Raw genomic sequence first — 18767 nt, 5'->3', positions numbered from 1 at the left:
ATCTTGACGATAGAAGGCATCCAGCGGGCAGTCAAGGGGCGCAGGGGTGATTTCCGGGCACTCTTTGCCGGCGCGGTAGAATAGACGGGCATGCAGTGTGTCCAGCCGGCGTGCCACGCGCCGGGCCAGGACGGGCTGCGGCCGCACCACCAAACCTTCCCCCTAAAGAAAGCCAGCATGCGAGTTCTTGCAGCCATGAGCGGCGGAGTCGATTCCGCCGTAGCCGCCGCCCGCGCCGTCGAGGCGGGACACGACGTCGTCGGTGTCCACCTGGCGTTGTCGAGGATGCCCGGAACGCTCCGTACCGGCAGCCGCGGGTGCTGCACCATCGAGGACTCCCGCGACGCCTGGCGTGCCTGTGACGTGCTGGGCATCCCGTACTACGTGTGGGACTTCTCCGAGCGGTTCAAGGAAGACGTAGTCCAGGACTTCATCGACGAGTACGCCGCCGGACGCACTCCGAACCCCTGCATGCGCTGCAACGAACGCATCAAGTTTGCGGCGCTGCTGGAAAAGGCCATCGCGCTGGGGTTCGATGCCGTCTGCACCGGCCACTACGCCAAGGTGATCACGGACGCAGAAGGAAACCCGGAACTCCACCGGGCGGCCGACTGGGCCAAGGACCAGAGCTATGTGCTCGGCGTGCTCACCCACGAACAGCTCAAGCACTCCATGTTCCCGCTGGCGGACACTCCCTCGAAGGCTGAAGTGCGCGCGGAGGCTGAACGCCGCGGGCTCTCCGTGGCCAACAAGCCGGACAGCCACGACATCTGCTTCATTCCGGACGGCGATACCGCCGGGTGGCTCGCGGAAAAGATTGACATGACCACCGGCGACATCGTGGACGAAACCGGGTCCAAGGTGGGCGAGCACCCCGGCGCCAACGCGTTCACGGTGGGCCAGCGCCGCGGCCTCAAGCTGGGCACTCCCGCCGCCGATGGCAAGCCGCGGTTCGTCCTGGAGATCCGGCCCAAGGAAAACAAGGTGGTGGTGGGCCCTGAGGCGCTGCTGGCCATCGATGAGATCCGCGGCATCAAGGTCTCCTGGGCCGGCGTGCCCATCGCGGAAATTGCCACCGGCGAGGAGTTTGACTGCCACGCTCAGGTCCGCGCCCATGGCGATCCCGTTCCCGCGACCGCCCATACGGAACTTTTGACGGACGACGACGGCGCGGAGCGGACGAACCTTGTGGTGACGCTGACTACTCCGCTGCGCGGAGTGGCTCCCGGACAGACAGTGGTGCTGTACCAGGGAAGCCGGGTCCTGGGGCAGGCGACCATCGACGCAGCGCGCTCGCTGCAGCGCGCAGCACTCTAGCCCGGGATGCAAGTCGCTGCGGCCAGCCGTAGTCAATGACGCCTGCGACCGCAATAATTGAGGCCTGGGAACCAGACTTGATGCAGGCCCCCTCACCCGGGAGGCTGCACAGTTGAGGAAAGCGGGCCCGTTATGGTCTCACCAGCGCTCGGCATCGGGCATGGCCTCGAAATGGTCGCGCTTACGGCGCTTGCCGAGGGCCCCTTTACCCGCAAGTCGGGCAAGCCGCTGACCACCAGTATCCGGGTTCCCGTGGAGAGACTCGCCAACGGCCCGGTGGGGGCGCGGCTGGCGCTGCGGGTGCGGGCTCCCGGGGCTGACGGTCCCCGGCCTATTTCCTTGGCCGTAGACCGCAACGAATGGTGCATTGACGACCAGGCCGCGCCATCCGGGCTCGATGAGTTGCTGGCCGACAGCCGCTTCCTGGCGCAGCACGTCTATGCGGTGGCGACGGCCACGCTCCAGGCCTTTGAAGTCACCCTCGGACGCCGGATGGGCTGGGCCTCGGGCCATCGGCTGGTCATCAGTGTGTATGACAAGATCCCTTACACCTCAACCGGCTACGACCGCGAGCGCGGACTCATCCGCTTTGGCCACAAAACCGATGGCCGTTCCCAGCGTTCCGTGCCTCTGGCGCTTTATCACGACCTCGTGGCACACGAGGTGACGCATGCAGTCCTGGACGGCTACCGGCGGCTGTGGACGGACAGCGATGCTTTGCTCGACGGCTATGCCCTGCACGAATGCATCGCGGACCTTGTGGCCATGCTGAGCGTTTTTTCGTCGCCTGAGCGGGTGGAGCAACAGTTGTCAGTGGCTGTTCCGGGCGCGGACGGCAAGCGGGGAGTAGTGGCCGCCCGGAACATGGAACAGGAAGTCCTGGCGTCCGGGCTGTTCGGGCTGGCAGACGGACTGTTCTCCCGCGGCGCCGCCCGACGGCCGCTGGCCATGGATGTTCCCTTCGAGTGGCGGCTGGATCCCGAACCCCACCGGCGGGGCGAGATTGCCGTGAAGGCGGTGCTGGACGCCGTCGTCAAACTCTGGTTGCAGCGGCTGGAAAGGCCTGGCGGCCGGTCCAGCCGGTACCAGGTGGCCGAAGCCGGGGCGCACCTCGGGCACCAGATGCTGGGGATGGTGCTGCGGGGGCTTGCCTACATGCCGCCGGTGGACCCGGGCTGGGAAGACCTGCTGCGTGGAATTCTCGCAGCTGACGCGGTGCTGGTGCCGACGGACATGATGGGATACAGGCAGGCCGTCCGCGACGCTTTTTGGGACATAGACCTGTCCACGGAACCCGATGAACTCCTGGACGGGCTCAAGCACCTCCGCGACCTGCGCTATCCGGTCCGGTTGTCAGCCTTGGCCGCCGACCCTGAAGAGGTCAACCGGTTCATTTGGGAGAATCCACGGCTGATCGAGGCGTCCGGCATCGACCAGAACACGAGCATTGTTGTGAACCGGGTGCGCCCCAGTACGCGTGTGGGCCCTGACGGGTTCGTCGTCTCCGAGATCGGAGCCTCCTACGTACAGTCAGTCACCCTGTCCAGATCAGAAGCGAGGAACAAGCTCGGCCTGCGCGTCGACACTGACTACTACACAGTCCGTGGCGGTGGCCTGCTGCGGTTTGACGAAGGCGGCCGGCTGTGTTTCGCCGCACTCAAGCCGGTCATGGACGCGGAATGGCAGCAGGAGAAACTCGAGACCATAAAACGGGAAGCCGGGATCAGAATGCCGGCGGCAACGTTCCACCCGGAGGACGAACGCCGGGAGTGAGCCTCCGTCAGCGCCCCCTGTGTCAGCGCCCCCTGTGTCAGCTTCCCCAGGGAGCCTTCCGCGCCGCCGTCGAGCCCTCCAGCTGTGCCACCTGGTCAAAGCCGCCTGCCCGCAGGCCCTTGCTGACCAGCTTCAGGATCTCCGCCCGGCCCAGCGCGCCGTCGCCCCTGACGGCTCGGATGAAGTTGTACGTGAAGGCCCCGTTGTAGCGGCCCTCCAGGAAGGCGTCGGCGGCGGTCTGGTCGGCCCGGCAGGCGGCCAGGAGGACCGGTTTGACACCCCGGCCGGCTTTGACCAGGTCCCGCAGGGCCCTGGTGTCCCTGAACTCGGTGTCGGCAACGCCCCGCGCTGTGGGCGCCGGCAGGAACCGGGGCCTTCGCCCGGGCAGCAGGTCCAGCGATTTCAGGCCGGTACCGCTGTGGCAGGTATCCAAGACAACGTCCATGAGGACACCGTCCGGAAGCCGCGCAAAGAGGGCGAATAATTCGTCGTCCGAAATCACCGTGGCAGGATCCCACGAGTCGCCCGTGTTGTTGATGTCGTAGCAGGCGAAGGCCTCGTCCAGCCGGTCCGCCTCGTCATCGCTGCTGTCCGGAATCTGCGTTCCGTGGCTGGAGAACGTAAAGACGATGTGCTGGAGTTCGCCGGCGGCGGCGCGGTCCAGGAGAGAATCAAGCTCCGCCATGACCTGGTTCTTCGTGGCCTGCGAATCGAGCAACAGGGAGATGTCCGCCTCGGCGAAGCCATACCCGGACTGCAGCAGTCCGGCGAGATCGCGGGCGTCATTGACGCAACCCTGCAGCCAGCTGGACTTCGGCAGATGTTCAAATTCGTTGATCCCCACACAGAGGGCGGCTTTGCTCATGATGTGTTCCTTCGGCCAGGTAGGGCAACTCTATTCCCGGGAGTGAGGCTCTTCAATGGCAATGACCACAGCACGGGCAATCATTCCGCCGGGCCCCGATCCGCCCGGTCGGCGGAAGAAAACGATAGTTTTCCCCCATTCAGGTAAATTTTGTGTCTCAACTCACAGGTTGTAACGATTCAGCGCGCTTCGGTCTGGTTGAATCGGGTGATCAGGACACCGTCCCGCCCACCGAGTCCAGCTCATCCAGTTGCGCGGCGGCGCGCGTGTACTCATCGAACAGAAAGTCCACAGATGGCAATGAACAAAAAGGCCCTGCACAGCGCTATCGCGCTCGCGGGTGTTTCCGCGTTTGCACTGACAGCCTGCACGGGCCCGTCCGGCGGCGGCGGAACTTCCACCGGCGGCGCCGGAGGCGGAACCATCACCTACGGCACCACCGACAAGGTCGTCACCCTCGATCCTGCGGGCTCGTACGACGCCGGTTCCTTTATGGTGATGAACCAGATCTACCCCTTCCTGCTCAATGCCAAGCCCGGCACGGCTGATGCTTCTCCCGACATCGCGGAATCCGCCGAATTCACCAGCCCCACGGAATACACCGTGAAGCTCAAGTCGGACCTCAAATTTGCCAACGGTCACGCCCTCACGTCGTCGGACGTGAAGTTCTCCATCGACCGCGTTGTCAGCATCGCGGACGACAACGGTCCGGCCTCCCTCCTCGGAAACCTGGACTCGGTCACAGCCAAAGACGACTCCACGGTCGTCTTCACGCTCAAAGCCGGCAACGACCAGGTCTTCCCCGGTGTTCTGGCCGCCAACGCCGGACCGATCATCGATGAAGAGGTCTTCCCGGCGGACAAGCTGATGAGCGACGACGACATCGTCAAGGGCAAGCCTTTCGCCGGCCCTTACACCATCGAGAGCTACAAGAAGAACGAGCTCGTCAGCCTGAAGGCCAACCCGGACTACAAGGGCCTGCTGGGCAAGCCCGCCAACGACGGCGCGAGCATCAAGTACTACGCCGACTCGAACAACCTCAAGCTGGACGTCCAGCAGGGGAACATCGACGTCGCCGGCCGCAGCCTCACGGCAACGGACGCCGCCGACCTTGAGAAGGACTCCAAGGTCACGGTCCACAAGGGCCCCGGCGGCGAGCTGCGCTACATCGTGTTCAACTTTGACACCATGCCGTTTGGTGCCAAGGCCGCCGACGCGGATCCCGCCAAGGCACTCGCCGTTCGCCAGGCCATGGCAAACATCGTGGACCGGGACGCCATCGCAACCCAGGTTTACAAGGGCACCTACCTGCCGGCGTACTCCGTGGTCCCTGACGGCTTCGCCGGGGCGATCCAGCCCCTGAAGGAAATGTATGGCGACGGCAGCGGCAAGCCCAGCCTGGACAAGGCCAAGAAGGCCTTCACCGATGCAGGCGTCACGGCTCCGGTCAACATCAAGCTGCAGTACAACCCGGACCACTACGGCAAGTCCTCGGGCGACGAGTACGCCATGATCAAGGAGCAGCTGGAGAAGTCCGGCCTGTTCAAGGTGGACCTGCAGTCCACCGAATGGGTCACGTATTCAAAGGACCGAACCAAGGACGTCTACCCCGTGTACCAGCTGGGCTGGTTCCCGGACTACTCGGATGCGGACAACTACCTGACGCCGTTCTTTGTTCCGGGCAACTTCCTCAAGAACCACTACGAGAACGCGGCTGTGACGGACCTGATCACCAAGCAGCTCACCACGGTTGACAAGGCAGAGCGCGAGAAGGTCCTGGGTGACGCCCAGACGGCGGTCGCCAAGGATCTCTCCACGCTGCCGCTGCTGCAGGGTGCCCAGCTCATGGTCGCCGGCAAGGATGTCAAGGGTGTCGAAAAGACCCTCGATGCATCCTTCAAGACCCGTCTTGGCGTAATTTCCAAGTAGGTCCAGTTCCCCATCCGGTCCTGACTAGCCGAGGAGGCGGGGCGCCACGGCGTCCCGCCTTTCGTGCTGGGTCGGGGCAAACAGATTCCGGGGCTCACGAGGCCGCCGGAAACACACATTTAGGTACCAATGACAACACTGATTGAGGCGCCGCCAACCGACGCCGACGGGCTATTGCCGTCAAAGAAGAAGTCGTCCGGCGGGGGACTGGGCCAATACATCCTGATCAGGTTCCTCCTGATTTTTCCAACCATCCTGATCCTGGTCACGATGGTGTTCTTCCTGATGCGCATCACCGGTGATCCCATAACTGCCGCGCTGGGCGGGCGGCTCCCGCCCGAACAACTGGCGGAGCGGATCACTGCGGCCGGCTATGACCGGCCGATCCTCGTGCAGTACTTCGAGTATCTCGGGCAACTGATGACCGGCAATTTCGGCACCACGCTGTCAGACAACCGGCAGGTGACGGAGATGCTGACCACCTACGGTTCGGCCACTCTGGAACTGACCATCAATGCGCTGCTGGTTGCCCTTCTGGTGGGCATCCCGCTCGGCATGATTGCCGCGCACCGCCGCGACAAGGCGCCCGACGCCGTGCTGCGCATCTTTGCGATCCTTTGCTACGCCACGCCGGTCTTCTTCTCCGGACTGCTGTTCAAGCTGACCTTCGCGGTGTGGCTGGGATGGCTCCCCGTAGCCGGGCGGGCCAAAACATCCAGTGAACTGGAGCTCACGGCTCTGCAGGCACCCACCGGGATTTACTGGCTGGACGCCCTCCGAAGCGGCAATATGGCTGCACTGGCCGACGTCACGGCCCATGCGGTGCTGCCGGCCCTCGCGCTCGGACTGCTGACGGCGGGCATCTTCCTGCGGCTGGTCCGCACCAACGTCATCGGCACGCTCGGCAAGGACTACGTGGAAGCCGGCCGTTCCCGCGGAGTCAGCGAATTCCGCCTGGTGACCAAGCATGCCTACAAGCCGGCGCTCATTCCCATCATCACCGTGATGGGCCTGCAGATCGCCGTCCTGCTCGGCGGCGCGGTGCTGACCGAGACAACCTTTGAATGGAAAGGCCTGGGCTTCCAGCTGGCCACCTACCTGACGGCCCGTGACTTCGTGGCTGTCCAGGGCATCGTGGTCCTCCTCGCAGTGATCGTGGCCGTGACCAACTTCATCGTGGACATCGTCGCCGCGCTGATCGACCCCCGCGTGAGGTACTGACATGAGCACCGATTCCCTGACTACTGCCTACAAGGACCCGCGGGCCTCGTGGTTCGGCCGCCTGCCCGTGGTCTCACATTTCAACAAGAGCGTCGGATTACAGCGCGGAATGCTCGTCACCGGTCTCGTCCTGACTGCCGTCTTCCTGCTCACCGCAATTTTCGCGCCGCTCATCGCCCCCTACGGCTTCTCGCAGATTTCCGACGCCGACGGCGGGTTCCCTGCCCAGCAGGCGCCGGGCGGAAAGCATCTCTGGGGCACCACCGTGGGCGGCTATGACGTCTTCTCCCGGGTTGTCTGGGGTGCGCAGACCGCCGTCATGGTGATTGTTGTTGCCGTGGTGATGTCCATCTTCATCGGCGTTGTCCTGGGCCTGGTCAGCGGCTACATCGGCGGCTGGCTGGACCGGATCCTCGTGGTGATCGCCGACGCCGTCTACGCTTTCCCGTCCCTCCTGGTGGCCATTGTGATGGCCATCGTCATCAGCGGCGGCAGGTCCAGCCTGTGGGGCGGCATCGTGGCGGCGGCAATTTCCATCACCGTGGTGTTCATCCCGCAGTACTTCCGGGTGATCAGGGCCGAAACCATCCGTCTCAAGGCCGAGCCTTTCGTGGAATCCGCGAAGGTGGTAGGAGCGTCGAATGTCCGGATCATGAGCCGGCACATCTTCAAGAACGCCACCCGCACCCTGCCGCTGATCTTCACGCTCAACGCCTCCGAGGCAATCCTTACCCTTGCCGGCCTGGGCTTCCTGGGCTTCGGCATTGAGCCGACGTCGGCGGCAGAGTGGGGCTTTGACCTCAACAAGGCCCTGGCAGACACCACCTCGGGCATCTGGTGGACCGGCGTGTTCCCGGGCCTGGCGATTGTGCTGACCGTCCTGGGACTCACGCTCGTCGGCGAGAGCATCAACGACCTCAACGACCCGCGGCTGCGCGGACGCAAGAAGGCAGCGTCCGGCAAGGGCGGTCCGGATTCCACCGCAGGCGCGCAGGCGGCGCTCCGAGCAGAAGTGAGCAGTTCATGACCATCAACATCGACAAGCGCCGCACCGGGCCGGTCCTGGACATCGACCACCTTAAGGTCACGTTCGCCACCGATGCCGGTGACGTATACGCCGTCAAGGACGTCAGCCTTGAGGTCAATCCGGGCGAAGTCGTGGCAATTGTCGGCGAATCCGGTTCGGGCAAGACCGTGACCGCCAAGACCATCCTGGGACTGCTTCCGGAAACGGCCATCAGCTCCGGAGCGGTCCTGATTAACGGCAACAACGTGATCAGCGTCAGCCCCGCCAAGCTCCGGCAGATCCGCGGCAGGGACGTCGCCATGGTTTTCCAGGAGCCGTCCACCGCGCTGAACCCCGTCTTTACCGTCGGGTGGCAGATCGCTGAAGGCATCCGGGCCCACGCCGAGGGCAAAGGCGGCCGGGTGTCCGCCAAGGAAGCCAAGTCGCGTGCCGTCGAAGCCCTCCGGAAAGTGGGGATCCCGGACGCCGAAAAACGGGTGGATTACTATCCCCACCAGTTTTCCGGGGGCCAGAAGCAGCGTGTCGTCATTGCCGCCGCGCTGGCACTCAACCCAGGCCTGATCGTTGCCGATGAACCCACAACAGCCCTGGATGTCACGGTCCAGGCGGAGATCCTCCAGCTCCTGAGGGACCTGAGGGACAAGTACGGCACCTCAATCGTGCTGATCACGCACAACATGGGCGTGGTGGCGGATCTGGCCGACCGGGTAGTGGTGATGTACCAGGGCGACGTCGTCGAGGAGGCAACGGCCAAGGTCCTGTTCGCCGAGCCGAAGCAGGACTACACGCGGAAACTCCTGGCCGCCGTCCCACACCTGGGCAGGAATTCCGCGTCCCAGGGAATGACGGCGCGGGCCCATCAGGACCGAAAGGTCCTGGTGGAAGCCAAGGGACTGACCATCGAATACCCCGGAAGGCTCGGCAGCCCCGGCTTCAAGGCAGTGGACGGCGTGAGCTTCACGCTGTCAGAAGGCGAGGTGTTCGGCCTCGTCGGTGAATCGGGGTCCGGCAAGACCACCATCGGACGCGCCATCGCCGGCCTCAACCGCACCACCGGCGGCAGCCTGAAGGTGCTGGACTACGAGATGCTGAACCTCAAGGAGCGGACGTTCAAGCCCCTCCGCAAGGACATCGGGTTCGTGTTCCAGGATCCCGCAGCGTCCTTCAACCCGCAGCTGACCATCGGCGACTGCGTTGCCGAACCGCTCATCATCCACAGCAATCCCACGCCCGCCCAGGCGCGGAAGCGCGTCGGTGAGCTCCTCGAATCGGTGCAGCTGCCGGCGTCGTACGCTGACCGGTTCCCGCACGAACTGTCCGGCGGACAGCGCCAGCGTGCGTCATTGGCCCGGGCCTTGATCCTGAACCCGAAGCTGCTGATCGCCGACGAACCGACCTCGGCGCTGGATGTTTCGGTCCAGGCCGTGGTGCTGGAGCTGTTCAAGGACATCCAGGAGGAGTTCGGGTTCGCCGCGCTGTTCATCAGCCACGACCTCGCCGTCGTGGACATCCTGTCCCATTGGGTCGGGGTGCTCTACAAGGGCAAGCTCGTGGAACAGGGGCTTGGCACCCAGGTGATGGGCGCACCCCAGCACGACTACACGCGCCGGCTGATCGCGTCGCTGCCCGTCCCTGACCCGGAGGAACAGGCCAAGCGCCGGGAATTGAACCGTTCGCTGCTCGCCGGCTAGCCCCTTCCGGTCGCGAAGATGCCCGTTGCCCCTCCGGGCAGCGGGCATTTTCGTCGGCCGCTTAACACGCCACAGGGAATCGGCGGGGTGCCCATAGACTGGAACCATGACCGAGCAGAACCAAGATTTTCCGGACGCCGAATCCTACGACCCCTCAGCCAGCTCATTGGCCGGACAGGTGGACCCATCGGTCATGGCGGAACTGCTGTCCATCCGGTCCAGCATCGACAACATCGACGCCACTCTGGTCTTCCTGCTGGCCGAACGGTTCAAGGCCACGCAGAAGGTCGGTTTCCTGAAGGCCGCGCACCGGCTGCCCGCAGGGGACCCGGGCCGGGAGACCGCCCAGATCGCCCGGCTGCGCCGCCTCGCCGAGGAAGCCCACCTGGATCCGGCGTTTGCGGAGAAGTTCCTGAATTTCATCATCGGCGAAGTGATCCGGCACCACGAAGCCATTGCCGAGGACCACCAGGCCGCGGAGAGCAACGGAACGACTGCCGGCCAGCCGCTGCGTTCCACGCCCGCACCGTCCACCGCCGTCGACGCCTAGGCCATGCCGGAATCGCAGGTAACTGCCACCGCCCTCGGGCCGTGGCCCGGTGAGGACCCGGTGGAAGCAACCCGGATAGTGCGCGGCGAACTAGGCAGCCCCCACCTGCCCTTCCTGGTGGAGCTGCCGGAACGCGGCGTCGGGTCCGATGCCCTCGGCAGGACGGCGTCCCTCCTGGTGGACCTGCCCGTCGATGTTCAGCCCCACGGATGGCGGATCGTTGATCGTCCCGGCAAGGACGTCATGCGGGCCAAGTCGGCACTGTCCACGGACATCAACGTCCTTGCCGACGTCGCCGGTACGGAAGAAAGTCCTGCACGGGATTTCAAGGTTCAGCTGCGCGGACCGCTCAGCCTGGCCACAGGGCTGCACCTGCACAGCGGTGAGCGGGCCTTGCTGGACTACGGCGCCCGGCGGGATATCGCCGAATCGCTGGCAGCCGGCGTCGGGGACTTCCTGGCCCGGGTCGGCACTGCCGTTCCGGGGGCCCGGCTGGTGGTCCAAATCGATGAACCCGATATTGCTGCTGTCCTCGCCGGCACCATCCCCACGTCCAGCGGCTACCGGACCCTGCGCGCCGTTCCCGGCCAGGAAGTGACGGAGGCGTGGCGCCTGGTCATCGACGCGATCAGGGACGCCGGTGCCGCGGAAACGGTCATCGCGGTGGCCGAGATCGAGGCGCCGTTCGAGCGCATCCTCTCCTCAGGAGCCGACGGGATTGCCGTCCCGCTCAAGGCGCTCACCTCCCGCCAATGGGAACAGCTCGCCGGTGCGGTAGAGGCTGGAAAGAGCCTGTGGGCCGGTGTTGTGCAGGCTGGCAGCCCCGGCACCGCCCTGCCGCGCGTCCAGGACGCCGTGGAGAACGTGTGGCGGCCCTGGCGCCAGCTGGGTCTTCCGGCTTCCTCGCTCGGCTCGATCCGGGTGACGCCGTCCGAGGGGCTGGCCGGGCATACGCCGTCGTCTGCGACTGCCGTGCTGACCCGTCTCACCCAGGTGGCGGACGGGCTCAACCAGCTGGCGCTCGGCTAGAGGCGGCTCTCCCACCTGTCCGGCCGGGCGTAGCCGGGGAGATGGCCCGGCCCCGTTGCGCCGCCGGGGTAGGAGCGGAGCCTGTAGTCGAAGCTCCCGGCATAAACCAGCACGAGTCCCAGCTGGGGCTGGATCACCTTGACCTGGATCCGGTGCTTGCCCTGCGTTCCGGCGGACGGTTCCCACCACTGCTCCGCGTAAGCCTTGGCATCCACGGCCGCCGGCAGGGGGATACGCAGGGGACCCAGGAACAGCCGGGACGCTTCGGAGACGCCGCGCAGCCTGCCTTCGGCGGTCACGCTGAGGTTGAGGTCCGTGACCAGGCGCCGGTAGCGGCCGACGTAGTCCACCAGCCCCGGGGTGCTGCGGGACTCGTCAAAGCTGGTGGTGTCATGGAACAGCCGTGTGCGGCCGGGAAAGTGGATTTCGCGCCTGGCGGTGAGGCTCGATCGTCCGAACGGATCGAGGTGCGCGTGGTTTTCGATCCGGAACGGAACGCCCTCACCGTATTCCGGGAAGAATGCCTCCTCCCCGGTGGTAAGCCGCAACAGCGGACGCAGCCACTGCTGCCGGCACCCTACGACGTCGAACACCCCCTCGCCAACGCCGTATTGGCCTGAACCGGGAGCGAGCGAAAAGTACTCCTGGAGTTCGGGCTGCAGGCGGGCAAAGTCGCCGCCCAGGGCACGTTCATAGATGGGCGTGTTCACGGTAGCCTCCCGGTTTTCGACACATCGGTCATAATTTTCCCGCCGCTTTCAGACGGATATACGCGTCGGCCAGTGCCGGCGGCAGCTGATGGGGCTCGGCGTCCACCACTTCAACGCCCATCTGGCGCAGCTGGATGGCCACTGCCTCTCGTTCCAGCAGTGCGCGTTCGGCGGCTGACGCGCGGAACACCTCCGCCGCCGTCGCGCGTTCCATCTGCATCGTACCGAGCATCGGGTCCCGCACTGAGGCAACCACCACAACGTGCTGCTGCGCCAATTGCGCTGCCATCGGCAGCAGTCCCTCTTCCGGCGCGCCGCTGTCCAGCGGGGTCAGCAGCACCACCAGCGAGCGGTGCGCGGAAATCTTCCGGATCTGGCCCGGAACCTGGCTCCAGTCCAGCTCAATGAGCTCCGGTTCCAGCGGCGCCATGGCCTGCACGAGCTGACCGAGCAGGTTGCCTTTTGACGCGGATCCGGCCCGTCCCCGGGTGCGCCGGTCGAAGGCGAAAAAATCCACGCGGTCACCGCCGCGTTCCGCGAGGACCGCCAGCAGGAGCGCGGCCTCGATCCCGGTGTCGAGGCGGGGTTCGTCGTCGATCCTGGCAGCGGCAGTCCGTGAGGTGTCCAGCATGATCACCACGCGCCGGTCCCGTTCGGGACGCCAGGTGCGGACGACGACGGGGGACCGCCGTGCGCTGGCGCGCCAGTCAATGGAACGCACGTCATCCCCGCGGACGTAGTCGCGGAGGGAATCGAACTCGGTGCCGGCACCCCTGATCTGGACCGCCGCCTTTCCATCGAGCTCGCGCAGCCTGCGCAGCTTGGACGGAAGATGGCGGCGGGAGTGGAACGGCGGGAGCACCCGCACGGCGCCGGGACAGGGAAGCGTCCGCTGCCGCGCGCCGAGCTGCAGCGGGCCCAAGGCGCGCAGGGTCACGTGCGGTGCCTTGAGGTCGCCGCGCCGGGAAGGGTGCAGCGTCACCTTCATGCGCCGCCGTTCACCGGCCGGCACGTTGATGCGCTGGCGTGGATTCTGCGCACCGGCGGACGGCTGCCAGGCGTCCCGCACCAAGGCCCGGAGAGGGCGCGAACCGGTGTTCCCGATGGTCAGGACGGATTCGCAGCTGCTTGTCAGCGTGACATTGCCGGGGAGCGCGCGGTCCAACGTGATCTTCCGGAGCGAGGCCGCCAGGGCGAGATCCAGTAGCAGCAAAGCGGACAGCACCGCGCAGACCAGCAACACCGTGCCCCAGCCGGGGTACAGCATTACAGGCGCCAGCCCCGCAAGCGCCAGAAGTACGAACCGTCCGGAAATGGCCATGTCGTCAGCGGGGCACGGGAACAGTGGCCAGGATGCTGGCAAGGACACCGTCAACGTTCACGCCGTCCATCTGCGCTTCCGGCTGCAGGGCAACGCGGTGGCGCAGGCAGGGGAGCGCCAAGGCCTTCACGTCATCCGGTGTCACGAACTGCCGGCCGGACAGCCACGCCCATGCGCGGGCGGCGCTCAGCAGGGCAGTTGCGCCACGCGGGGAGACCCCAAGCTGGAAGGACGGTGCCGCCCGGGTGGCCCTCGCGATGTCAACGATGTAGGCGGCCACCTCCGGCGCCACCACCACGGCAGCCACTGCCTGCCGCGCTTGTTCCAGCTCGGCCGCTCCCGCGACGGCGCGGACGCCGGCGGCGGCCAGGTTCCGCGAGTCAAAGCCCGCTGCATGCCTGCGGATGACCTCGATTTCGTCGGCGCGCCCCGGCAACGGCATCGCGAGCTTCAGGAGGAAACGGTCCAGCTGGGCCTCAGGGAGCGGATAGGTCCCCTCGTACTCCACCGGGTTCTGCGTGGCTGCGACGATGAACGGCACGGGAAGCTGCCGTGAGACGCCGTCCGCCGAAACCTGGCGTTCCTCCATGGCCTCCAACAGCGATGCCTGCGTCTTTGGCGGTGTCCTGTTGATCTCGTCGGCGAGCAGGATATTGGTGAAGACAGGGCCCTCACGGAAGCTGAACTCTGAGGTGCGGGAATCGAAAACCAGCGAGCCGGTAATGTCCCCGGGCATCAGGTCAGGAGTGAACTGCACGCGTTTGGTGTCCAGGCTCAGGGCGGCGGACAACGTGCGGACCAGCAGGGTCTTGGCCACGCCGGGAACCCCTTCCAGCAGGACATGCCCGCGGCACAGCAACGCGATCAGCAGCCCGGTGACCGTTGAGTCCTGGCCCACGACCGCCTTGGCGACCTCGTGCCGCACATCGAGCAGGGCCTGGCGGACGGGATCGGTGCCGGGTATGGCTTCCGCCGTCGCCAGGGCCGGACCGCCGGGGCCGCCCTGCGTGAATCCGTTGGTCTGCTCACTCATCGGGCGGTTACCTCTTTCTCTAGTGATTCCAGCTGCTGGGCCCAACGGACCAGCTCGCTCTCCGTTCGGGGACGGGCCTCCAGCACCTGGGCCATCTCCTCAGGAGTCCGGCCAAGGTGCCGTGCGGCGCCGTGGACAATTGCCGTGGACTCAGCGTCCGGGCCCAGCCGGAGGAACCGCGCGAGCCGGACCAGGGTTCCCGCCCTGAGGTTATCGGCTGCGCGGTCCACGGCGTGTGCGTCATGGTACAGACGGGCGCGGCCCTCGGCGGTCTCCACTGCCTTGACCACCACCGGAAGCGGTTCGAAGACCAGGGGTCCCAGCCGCCGTCCCCGCCAAACCATCGCCAGCACCGCAACCAGGGCAAGCCAGGGGCCGAAGAACGCCACCCACGGCGGGGCCAGTTCGTCCAGGGTCTTCGGCCGGTCCTCAACCGTGACGTCGGCGATGCCGGGAAGGTACCAGACCAGATTGTCCGAGGCCCCAAGCGTCCTGAGCGCCAGCGCCGCATTCCCATGTTCGTCCAGCAGGCGGTTGCTGATGATCTGCGCGCTTCCCAGCACCACCAGGCGGCCATCGTCGCTGCTCGCGTAGATGCCGCCCAGCCCTTCTACGGGTTGGTAGCAGACACGGTCGGCCTCGTAGAGATACGCAGACTCCGCAGTGACCGCCCCCGCCGCAGCAGGACCGTCCAGCCCGCAACCGGGTTCCAAGGTTGAGACATTTTGCGGTACAACGCCCGCCGGGGCGATGCCGGCCTCGAGGGCGCTGAGCGTGTTCAGCCGGGGCGTCACCACCACAAGTCTGTCCGTGGCCTGCTGCAACGCCTGCAGCTGCCCACCGTCCAGGTAGCCGTTCCGATCGTAAAGCAGCAAGGTGGCACCCCTCCCGCCGGCTTTGGCACGGTCCAGCGCGGCTAGTGAGTCGGCCAGGGTGTCCGTTTGGCTGACATCCACACCCTGGTCTCTCAGTATTTCGGCAGCGGCCCTGGCGCCCTCGGGAGCGGCGTTGCGCGTAGAGAGAGGACCGTTGTCCCCCCGGGGCGAGAGCTGGGCCACGATAGTCAGCCCTACTCCCAGCGAGAACACCAGGATGAGCGCGGTCCACGTCCGGTGCCGTCGGATCCACTCCGTCAGGGCGCGCCCCGCACCTCCGGCCGCGGCGGGGGAGCCGGCCGGTGCGGGCGGGTTCCCGGACTCGAGCACGGAGGTCATTGCGGCAGCGCCAGTCGGTCCGCTACCGGCCTGCCGAAGTCGGGCTTTGCCGCTTCGAGGAGCCGGTCCAGGGCCTGCATTTCCGCGTGGTCAGCGGCGGAGGCCCCGGCGCTGCCATACCTCACGGCGTCGAAGACACCCGCGGCCCGCCGGAGCTCAGCCGCGTGGCTGCCAAAGGCGCCGGCCAGCTGTCCGGCCACCTCGTCCGCCGTCCGGCCGGGCAGCGGGTCGATCACCGTACGGTCTTCCGCGGACCGGACGATGGCGCGGAACTGTTCGACGACGGCGGTGCGCCACTCGGCACGCGCTGCCGCTGCTGCTGCCAGCCGACGGTACTCGGCCGGGGTGATGGACGGATCGACGTCGACGTCGTCCACGGCCGTGCGCCGGCGCCGGGCGTTCAGCCGGGGGCGCGCGAGGAGGATTGCCGCAGCAATAAGGACAACGATTGTCACGCCGATGACGGGTACGGCCACACCGCTGTCCATGGCAGGGTCGCCGTTGCCCAGGGATCGAAGCCATTCAGTGAACTGCCGCCACAGATCGGTCAGCCAGTCGGGCTGCGCATTCTGGTAGACGGGCCTGGCGAGCTCTTCGACGGCCCACCGGCGGGCTTCCTGCCTGTCGGGGTCCACCGGAGCCTCGGTCTGCGCGCGGCCTACCTCATCAAGCACTGTTCCCGGCAGGGATGCCGCATCGAACAGGGAAAGCCGGCTCATCCTGCGCCCGGCGGTGGCCGATAGCCTGGCGGCGGCCCGTAAGGGGGCTGGCCGGAAGGGGGCGGCGGGCCGTAAGGCTGCTGGCCGGATCCCGGCGGTGGACCGTAGGACGGCGGGGGACGATAGCCGGGCGGGCCGTAACCGGGCGGCGGGCCGTAACCGGGCGGCGGGCCGTCATGGAGACGGGGCCAGCTTCCGGAGGCCGGAAGTCCCGCGGAGTTTAACTCCGGTGCCACACCGCGCCCGGGGACGCCGTCGTCGTCGTTTCCTGATTCGAGCTGCCGCTGGAGGGCGAGGTCCAGGCCCTCCTTCCGCATGCGGAGGTCCATATACAAGAGACCCATCACGGACGTTTGGAAGGCGTATCCGACTGCCCCGATGAGGGCGGTGACGATGATCGAAGCGATCCCGAGGCCGGCATCGAGGGCACGCTGTCCGTCGTCGTCGCCGTGGGGCGCGATGACTGAGGAGAGCCCCCCGGACGCGAGGCCGAGGGGGATCAGGACGATCTGGCCGATGATGCCGATGAGGAGGGACGTAACCAGGACGATGCCGAAGATCCGCCACCAGTTGTGCCGGGTAAGCTGCCACGATCTGCGCAGGCCGTCCAGGACGTCACGCTCCTCGACGACAATCGCCGCCGGTGTCAGAAGGAACCGGATGGAGAGCCACACGACGGCCAGCATGCTGCCGAGGAACAGGGGGACAAGGATCAGTGCCGACGATCCGCGCATGGAATCCACCAACAGCACAGTCGCGCCCACCAGAACGACGCCGAAGGTTATGCCGGCGAGTATCTGGAGCCCGCCAAGCGCGAGCAACGATCCGATCCTCGACCGTGACAGCGTCCACATCTTCCTGAATCCGGTGCGCCAGTTAAGGACCGACCGTGCCACGGGAACGGCCATCACGCCCTGCAGCACAATGGAGATAAAGAAGGACACGAGTCCCAGCAGCGCGGCCCCGATAAGGAGGCCGATGCCCAGGCCGACCATTTCAGGCGGAGCCATGCCTGACACCCACGCCCCGATCGAGTCGCCGCGCGACTCGGTCTCTGCCACTAGGACCTCACCGACGACCGTTGCCAGGGTCTGTGCCAGAAGCGCCGCACCCAGCATCGCGGCGGCGTTGCGCCTGATGGTCTGAAATGAACCGTCAAGGATTTCGCCGAACGAGAGGGGACGCAGGGGAACAATGCCTGGCTTTGGCGGGGCTACGTACTGCGGCTGATGGGGACCCGGCTGCTGGCCGGAGTAGGGGGACCCCCACGGAGGCTGTCCGCCATAGCCGGGCGATGCGTTCCACTGCGGGGGTGAGTTCCACTGCGCAGGCGCATCCCAGGGGCGTGGCTGTACCGGCTGCGGCCTGCCCTCCCAGGGCTGCGCGTTCGGATCCTGCTCTGACAACCTGTTCCTCCCCACAAGACGCTGTCCGCGAGCCACCCGGCGGGATCTCCCGCCGGATGTCTCAGGACCGGGAGTGTCGTGCAGTGTCCGGCCCGCTCCCAGCCTATAGTTTTGCCCGCATGCCTCATAGCTTCCGGCTGATTCTTCCCGCTGTGGCGCCGGTTCGCTTCCCGAGCCCGGACCCTGGCTGCAGGTTGCCACGCCATGCCGTGTCGGCCGTCAACGGGACAAAGGCCATTCAATAGGCGAATATATAACTATGAAGGCACGCATTCTGGTAGTGGACGATGACGAGGCGCTGGCCGAGATGATCGGGATTGTCTTGCGCAATGACGGTTTTGAGCCGGTCTTTTGCGCAGACGGCGGGCAGGCGCTGGAAGTCTTCCGTTCCTCCAAGCCGGATCTTGTGCTCCTGGACCTGATGCTCCCCGGTGCGGACGGCATCGAAGTATGCCGGCAGATCCGCGCCGAGTCGGATTCGCCTATCGTCATGCTCACCGCGAAGTCGGATACCTCGGACGTGGTCCGCGGCCTGGAATCGGGTGCTGACGACTACGTTCCCAAACCCTTCAAGCCCGCGGAACTCGTGGCACGCGTCAGGGCCCGGCTCCGGCCCGGTGACCAGAAGGCACCTGAAACATTGCGTATTGCCGACATCACCATCGACGTGGCCGGCCACCTGGTGAGCCGGAACGACGAACGCATCTCGTTGACGCCTCTCGAGTTCGACCTGCTCGTAGCCCTGGCACGCAAGCCGTGGCAGGTCTTCACCAGGGAACTCCTGCTGGAACAGGTCTGGGGATACCGCCACGCCGCGGATACGCGACTCGTGAACGTCCACGTCCAGCGGCTGAGGTCGAAGATCGAGCGCGACCCCGAAGCCCCCGAAGTAGTTTTGACGGTCCGTGGTGTCGGCTACAAAGCAGGTTCCTGAACCGTCCAGCGGCGAAGCCGGCCATGAG

The 18767-nt window shown here is 66.2% G+C and carries 16 protein-coding genes; 9 read left to right on the top strand and 7 right to left on the bottom strand.

What is annotated here, in order from left to right; all coding sequences use genetic code 11:
* Positions 1-195 precede the first annotated feature (195 nt).
* Positions 196-1317: a tRNA 2-thiouridine(34) synthase MnmA gene (gene mnmA / locus Q8Z05_RS00480; RefSeq protein WP_305943441.1), complete on the top strand. Its 1122-nt coding sequence runs from the start codon at positions 196-198 to the stop codon at positions 1315-1317.
* 132 nt (positions 1318-1449) lie between these two features.
* Positions 1450-3090 (top strand): hypothetical protein, encoded by a 1641-nt coding sequence (locus tag Q8Z05_RS00475; protein WP_305941595.1) that lies wholly within the window; start codon positions 1450-1452, stop codon positions 3088-3090.
* 37 nt (positions 3091-3127) lie between these two features.
* Here Q8Z05_RS00475 and Q8Z05_RS00470 read toward each other — a convergent pair whose 3' ends face one another.
* The gene (locus Q8Z05_RS00470; RefSeq protein WP_305941594.1) at positions 3128-3955 is read right to left on the bottom strand and encodes a caspase family protein; all 828 of its coding nucleotides are present in this window, start codon (positions 3953-3955) and stop codon (positions 3128-3130) included.
* A 294-nt stretch (positions 3956-4249) separates the two neighbouring features.
* Between Q8Z05_RS00470 and Q8Z05_RS00465 the strand changes: the two genes are divergently transcribed.
* The 6 genes from Q8Z05_RS00465 to Q8Z05_RS00440 all read left to right on the top strand — a co-directional run bounded on the left by Q8Z05_RS00465 (position 4250) and on the right by Q8Z05_RS00440 (position 11402).
* On the top strand, positions 4250-5884 hold the full coding sequence (locus tag Q8Z05_RS00465; protein ID WP_305941593.1) for an ABC transporter substrate-binding protein: 1635 nt from the start codon (positions 4250-4252) through the stop codon (positions 5882-5884).
* A gap of 129 nt (positions 5885-6013) precedes the next feature.
* On the top strand, positions 6014-7105 hold the full coding sequence (locus Q8Z05_RS00460) for an ABC transporter permease (RefSeq protein ID WP_305941592.1): 1092 nt from the start codon (positions 6014-6016) through the stop codon (positions 7103-7105).
* Between the two features lies 1 nt (position 7106).
* On the top strand, positions 7107-8132 hold the full coding sequence (locus Q8Z05_RS00455) for an ABC transporter permease (RefSeq protein ID WP_305941591.1): 1026 nt from the start codon (positions 7107-7109) through the stop codon (positions 8130-8132).
* On the top strand, positions 8129-9823 hold the full coding sequence (locus Q8Z05_RS00450; protein WP_305941590.1) for an ABC transporter ATP-binding protein: 1695 nt from the start codon (positions 8129-8131) through the stop codon (positions 9821-9823). Before Q8Z05_RS00455 ends, Q8Z05_RS00450 begins: the two co-directional genes overlap by 4 nt.
* A 106-nt stretch (positions 9824-9929) precedes the next feature.
* Complete coding sequence (locus Q8Z05_RS00445) at positions 9930-10373, top strand: chorismate mutase (protein ID WP_305941589.1); 444 nt, start codon at positions 9930-9932, stop codon at positions 10371-10373.
* Positions 10374-10376: 3 nt separating this feature from the next.
* The gene (locus tag Q8Z05_RS00440; RefSeq protein ID WP_305941588.1) at positions 10377-11402 is read left to right on the top strand and encodes a hypothetical protein; all 1026 of its coding nucleotides are present in this window, start codon (positions 10377-10379) and stop codon (positions 11400-11402) included.
* On the opposite strand, the gene Q8Z05_RS00435 is transcribed toward Q8Z05_RS00440, so the two are convergent.
* The 6 genes from Q8Z05_RS00435 to Q8Z05_RS00410 are packed head-to-tail and all read right to left on the bottom strand — an operon-like array spanning position 11399 to position 17805.
* On the bottom strand, positions 11399-12112 hold the full coding sequence (locus Q8Z05_RS00435) for a DUF4166 domain-containing protein (protein WP_305941587.1): 714 nt from the start codon (positions 12110-12112) through the stop codon (positions 11399-11401). The genes Q8Z05_RS00440 and Q8Z05_RS00435 overlap by 4 nt on opposite strands.
* A gap of 28 nt (positions 12113-12140) precedes the next feature.
* Entirely contained in the window at positions 12141-13433 is a 1293-nt protein-coding gene (locus Q8Z05_RS00430; RefSeq protein WP_305941586.1) for a DUF58 domain-containing protein, read from the bottom strand.
* A gap of 4 nt (positions 13434-13437) precedes the next feature.
* On the bottom strand, positions 13438-14466 hold the full coding sequence (locus Q8Z05_RS00425) for an AAA family ATPase (protein ID WP_305941585.1): 1029 nt from the start codon (positions 14464-14466) through the stop codon (positions 13438-13440).
* Positions 14463-15680, bottom strand: coding sequence for a DUF4350 domain-containing protein (locus tag Q8Z05_RS00420; protein WP_305941584.1), 1218 nt, complete (start codon positions 15678-15680; stop codon positions 14463-14465). Before Q8Z05_RS00420 ends, Q8Z05_RS00425 begins: the two co-directional genes overlap by 4 nt.
* Complete coding sequence (locus Q8Z05_RS00415) at positions 15677-16399, bottom strand: DUF4129 domain-containing protein (protein ID WP_305941583.1); 723 nt, start codon at positions 16397-16399, stop codon at positions 15677-15679. Before Q8Z05_RS00415 ends, Q8Z05_RS00420 begins: the two co-directional genes overlap by 4 nt.
* Positions 16396-17805 (bottom strand): DUF7847 domain-containing protein, encoded by a 1410-nt coding sequence (locus tag Q8Z05_RS00410; RefSeq protein ID WP_305941582.1) that lies wholly within the window; start codon positions 17803-17805, stop codon positions 16396-16398. The genes Q8Z05_RS00415 and Q8Z05_RS00410 overlap by 4 nt, the downstream gene beginning before the upstream one ends.
* A 259-nt stretch (positions 17806-18064) precedes the next feature.
* Here Q8Z05_RS00410 and mtrA point away from each other — a divergent pair, with 259 nt between their 5' ends.
* Positions 18065-18739 carry an MtrAB system response regulator MtrA gene (mtrA, locus tag Q8Z05_RS00405; protein WP_043482640.1) on the top strand — a complete coding sequence of 225 codons (675 nt, stop codon included), beginning with the start codon at positions 18065-18067 and terminating at the stop codon, positions 18737-18739.
* Positions 18740-18767: the final 28 nt, after the last annotated feature.

It is taken from the genome of Arthrobacter oryzae (assembly GCF_030718995.1).
Lineage (GTDB): Bacteria > Actinomycetota > Actinomycetes > Actinomycetales > Micrococcaceae > Arthrobacter > Arthrobacter oryzae_C.
This window is presented reverse-complemented; position numbering and strand designations above follow the sequence as displayed.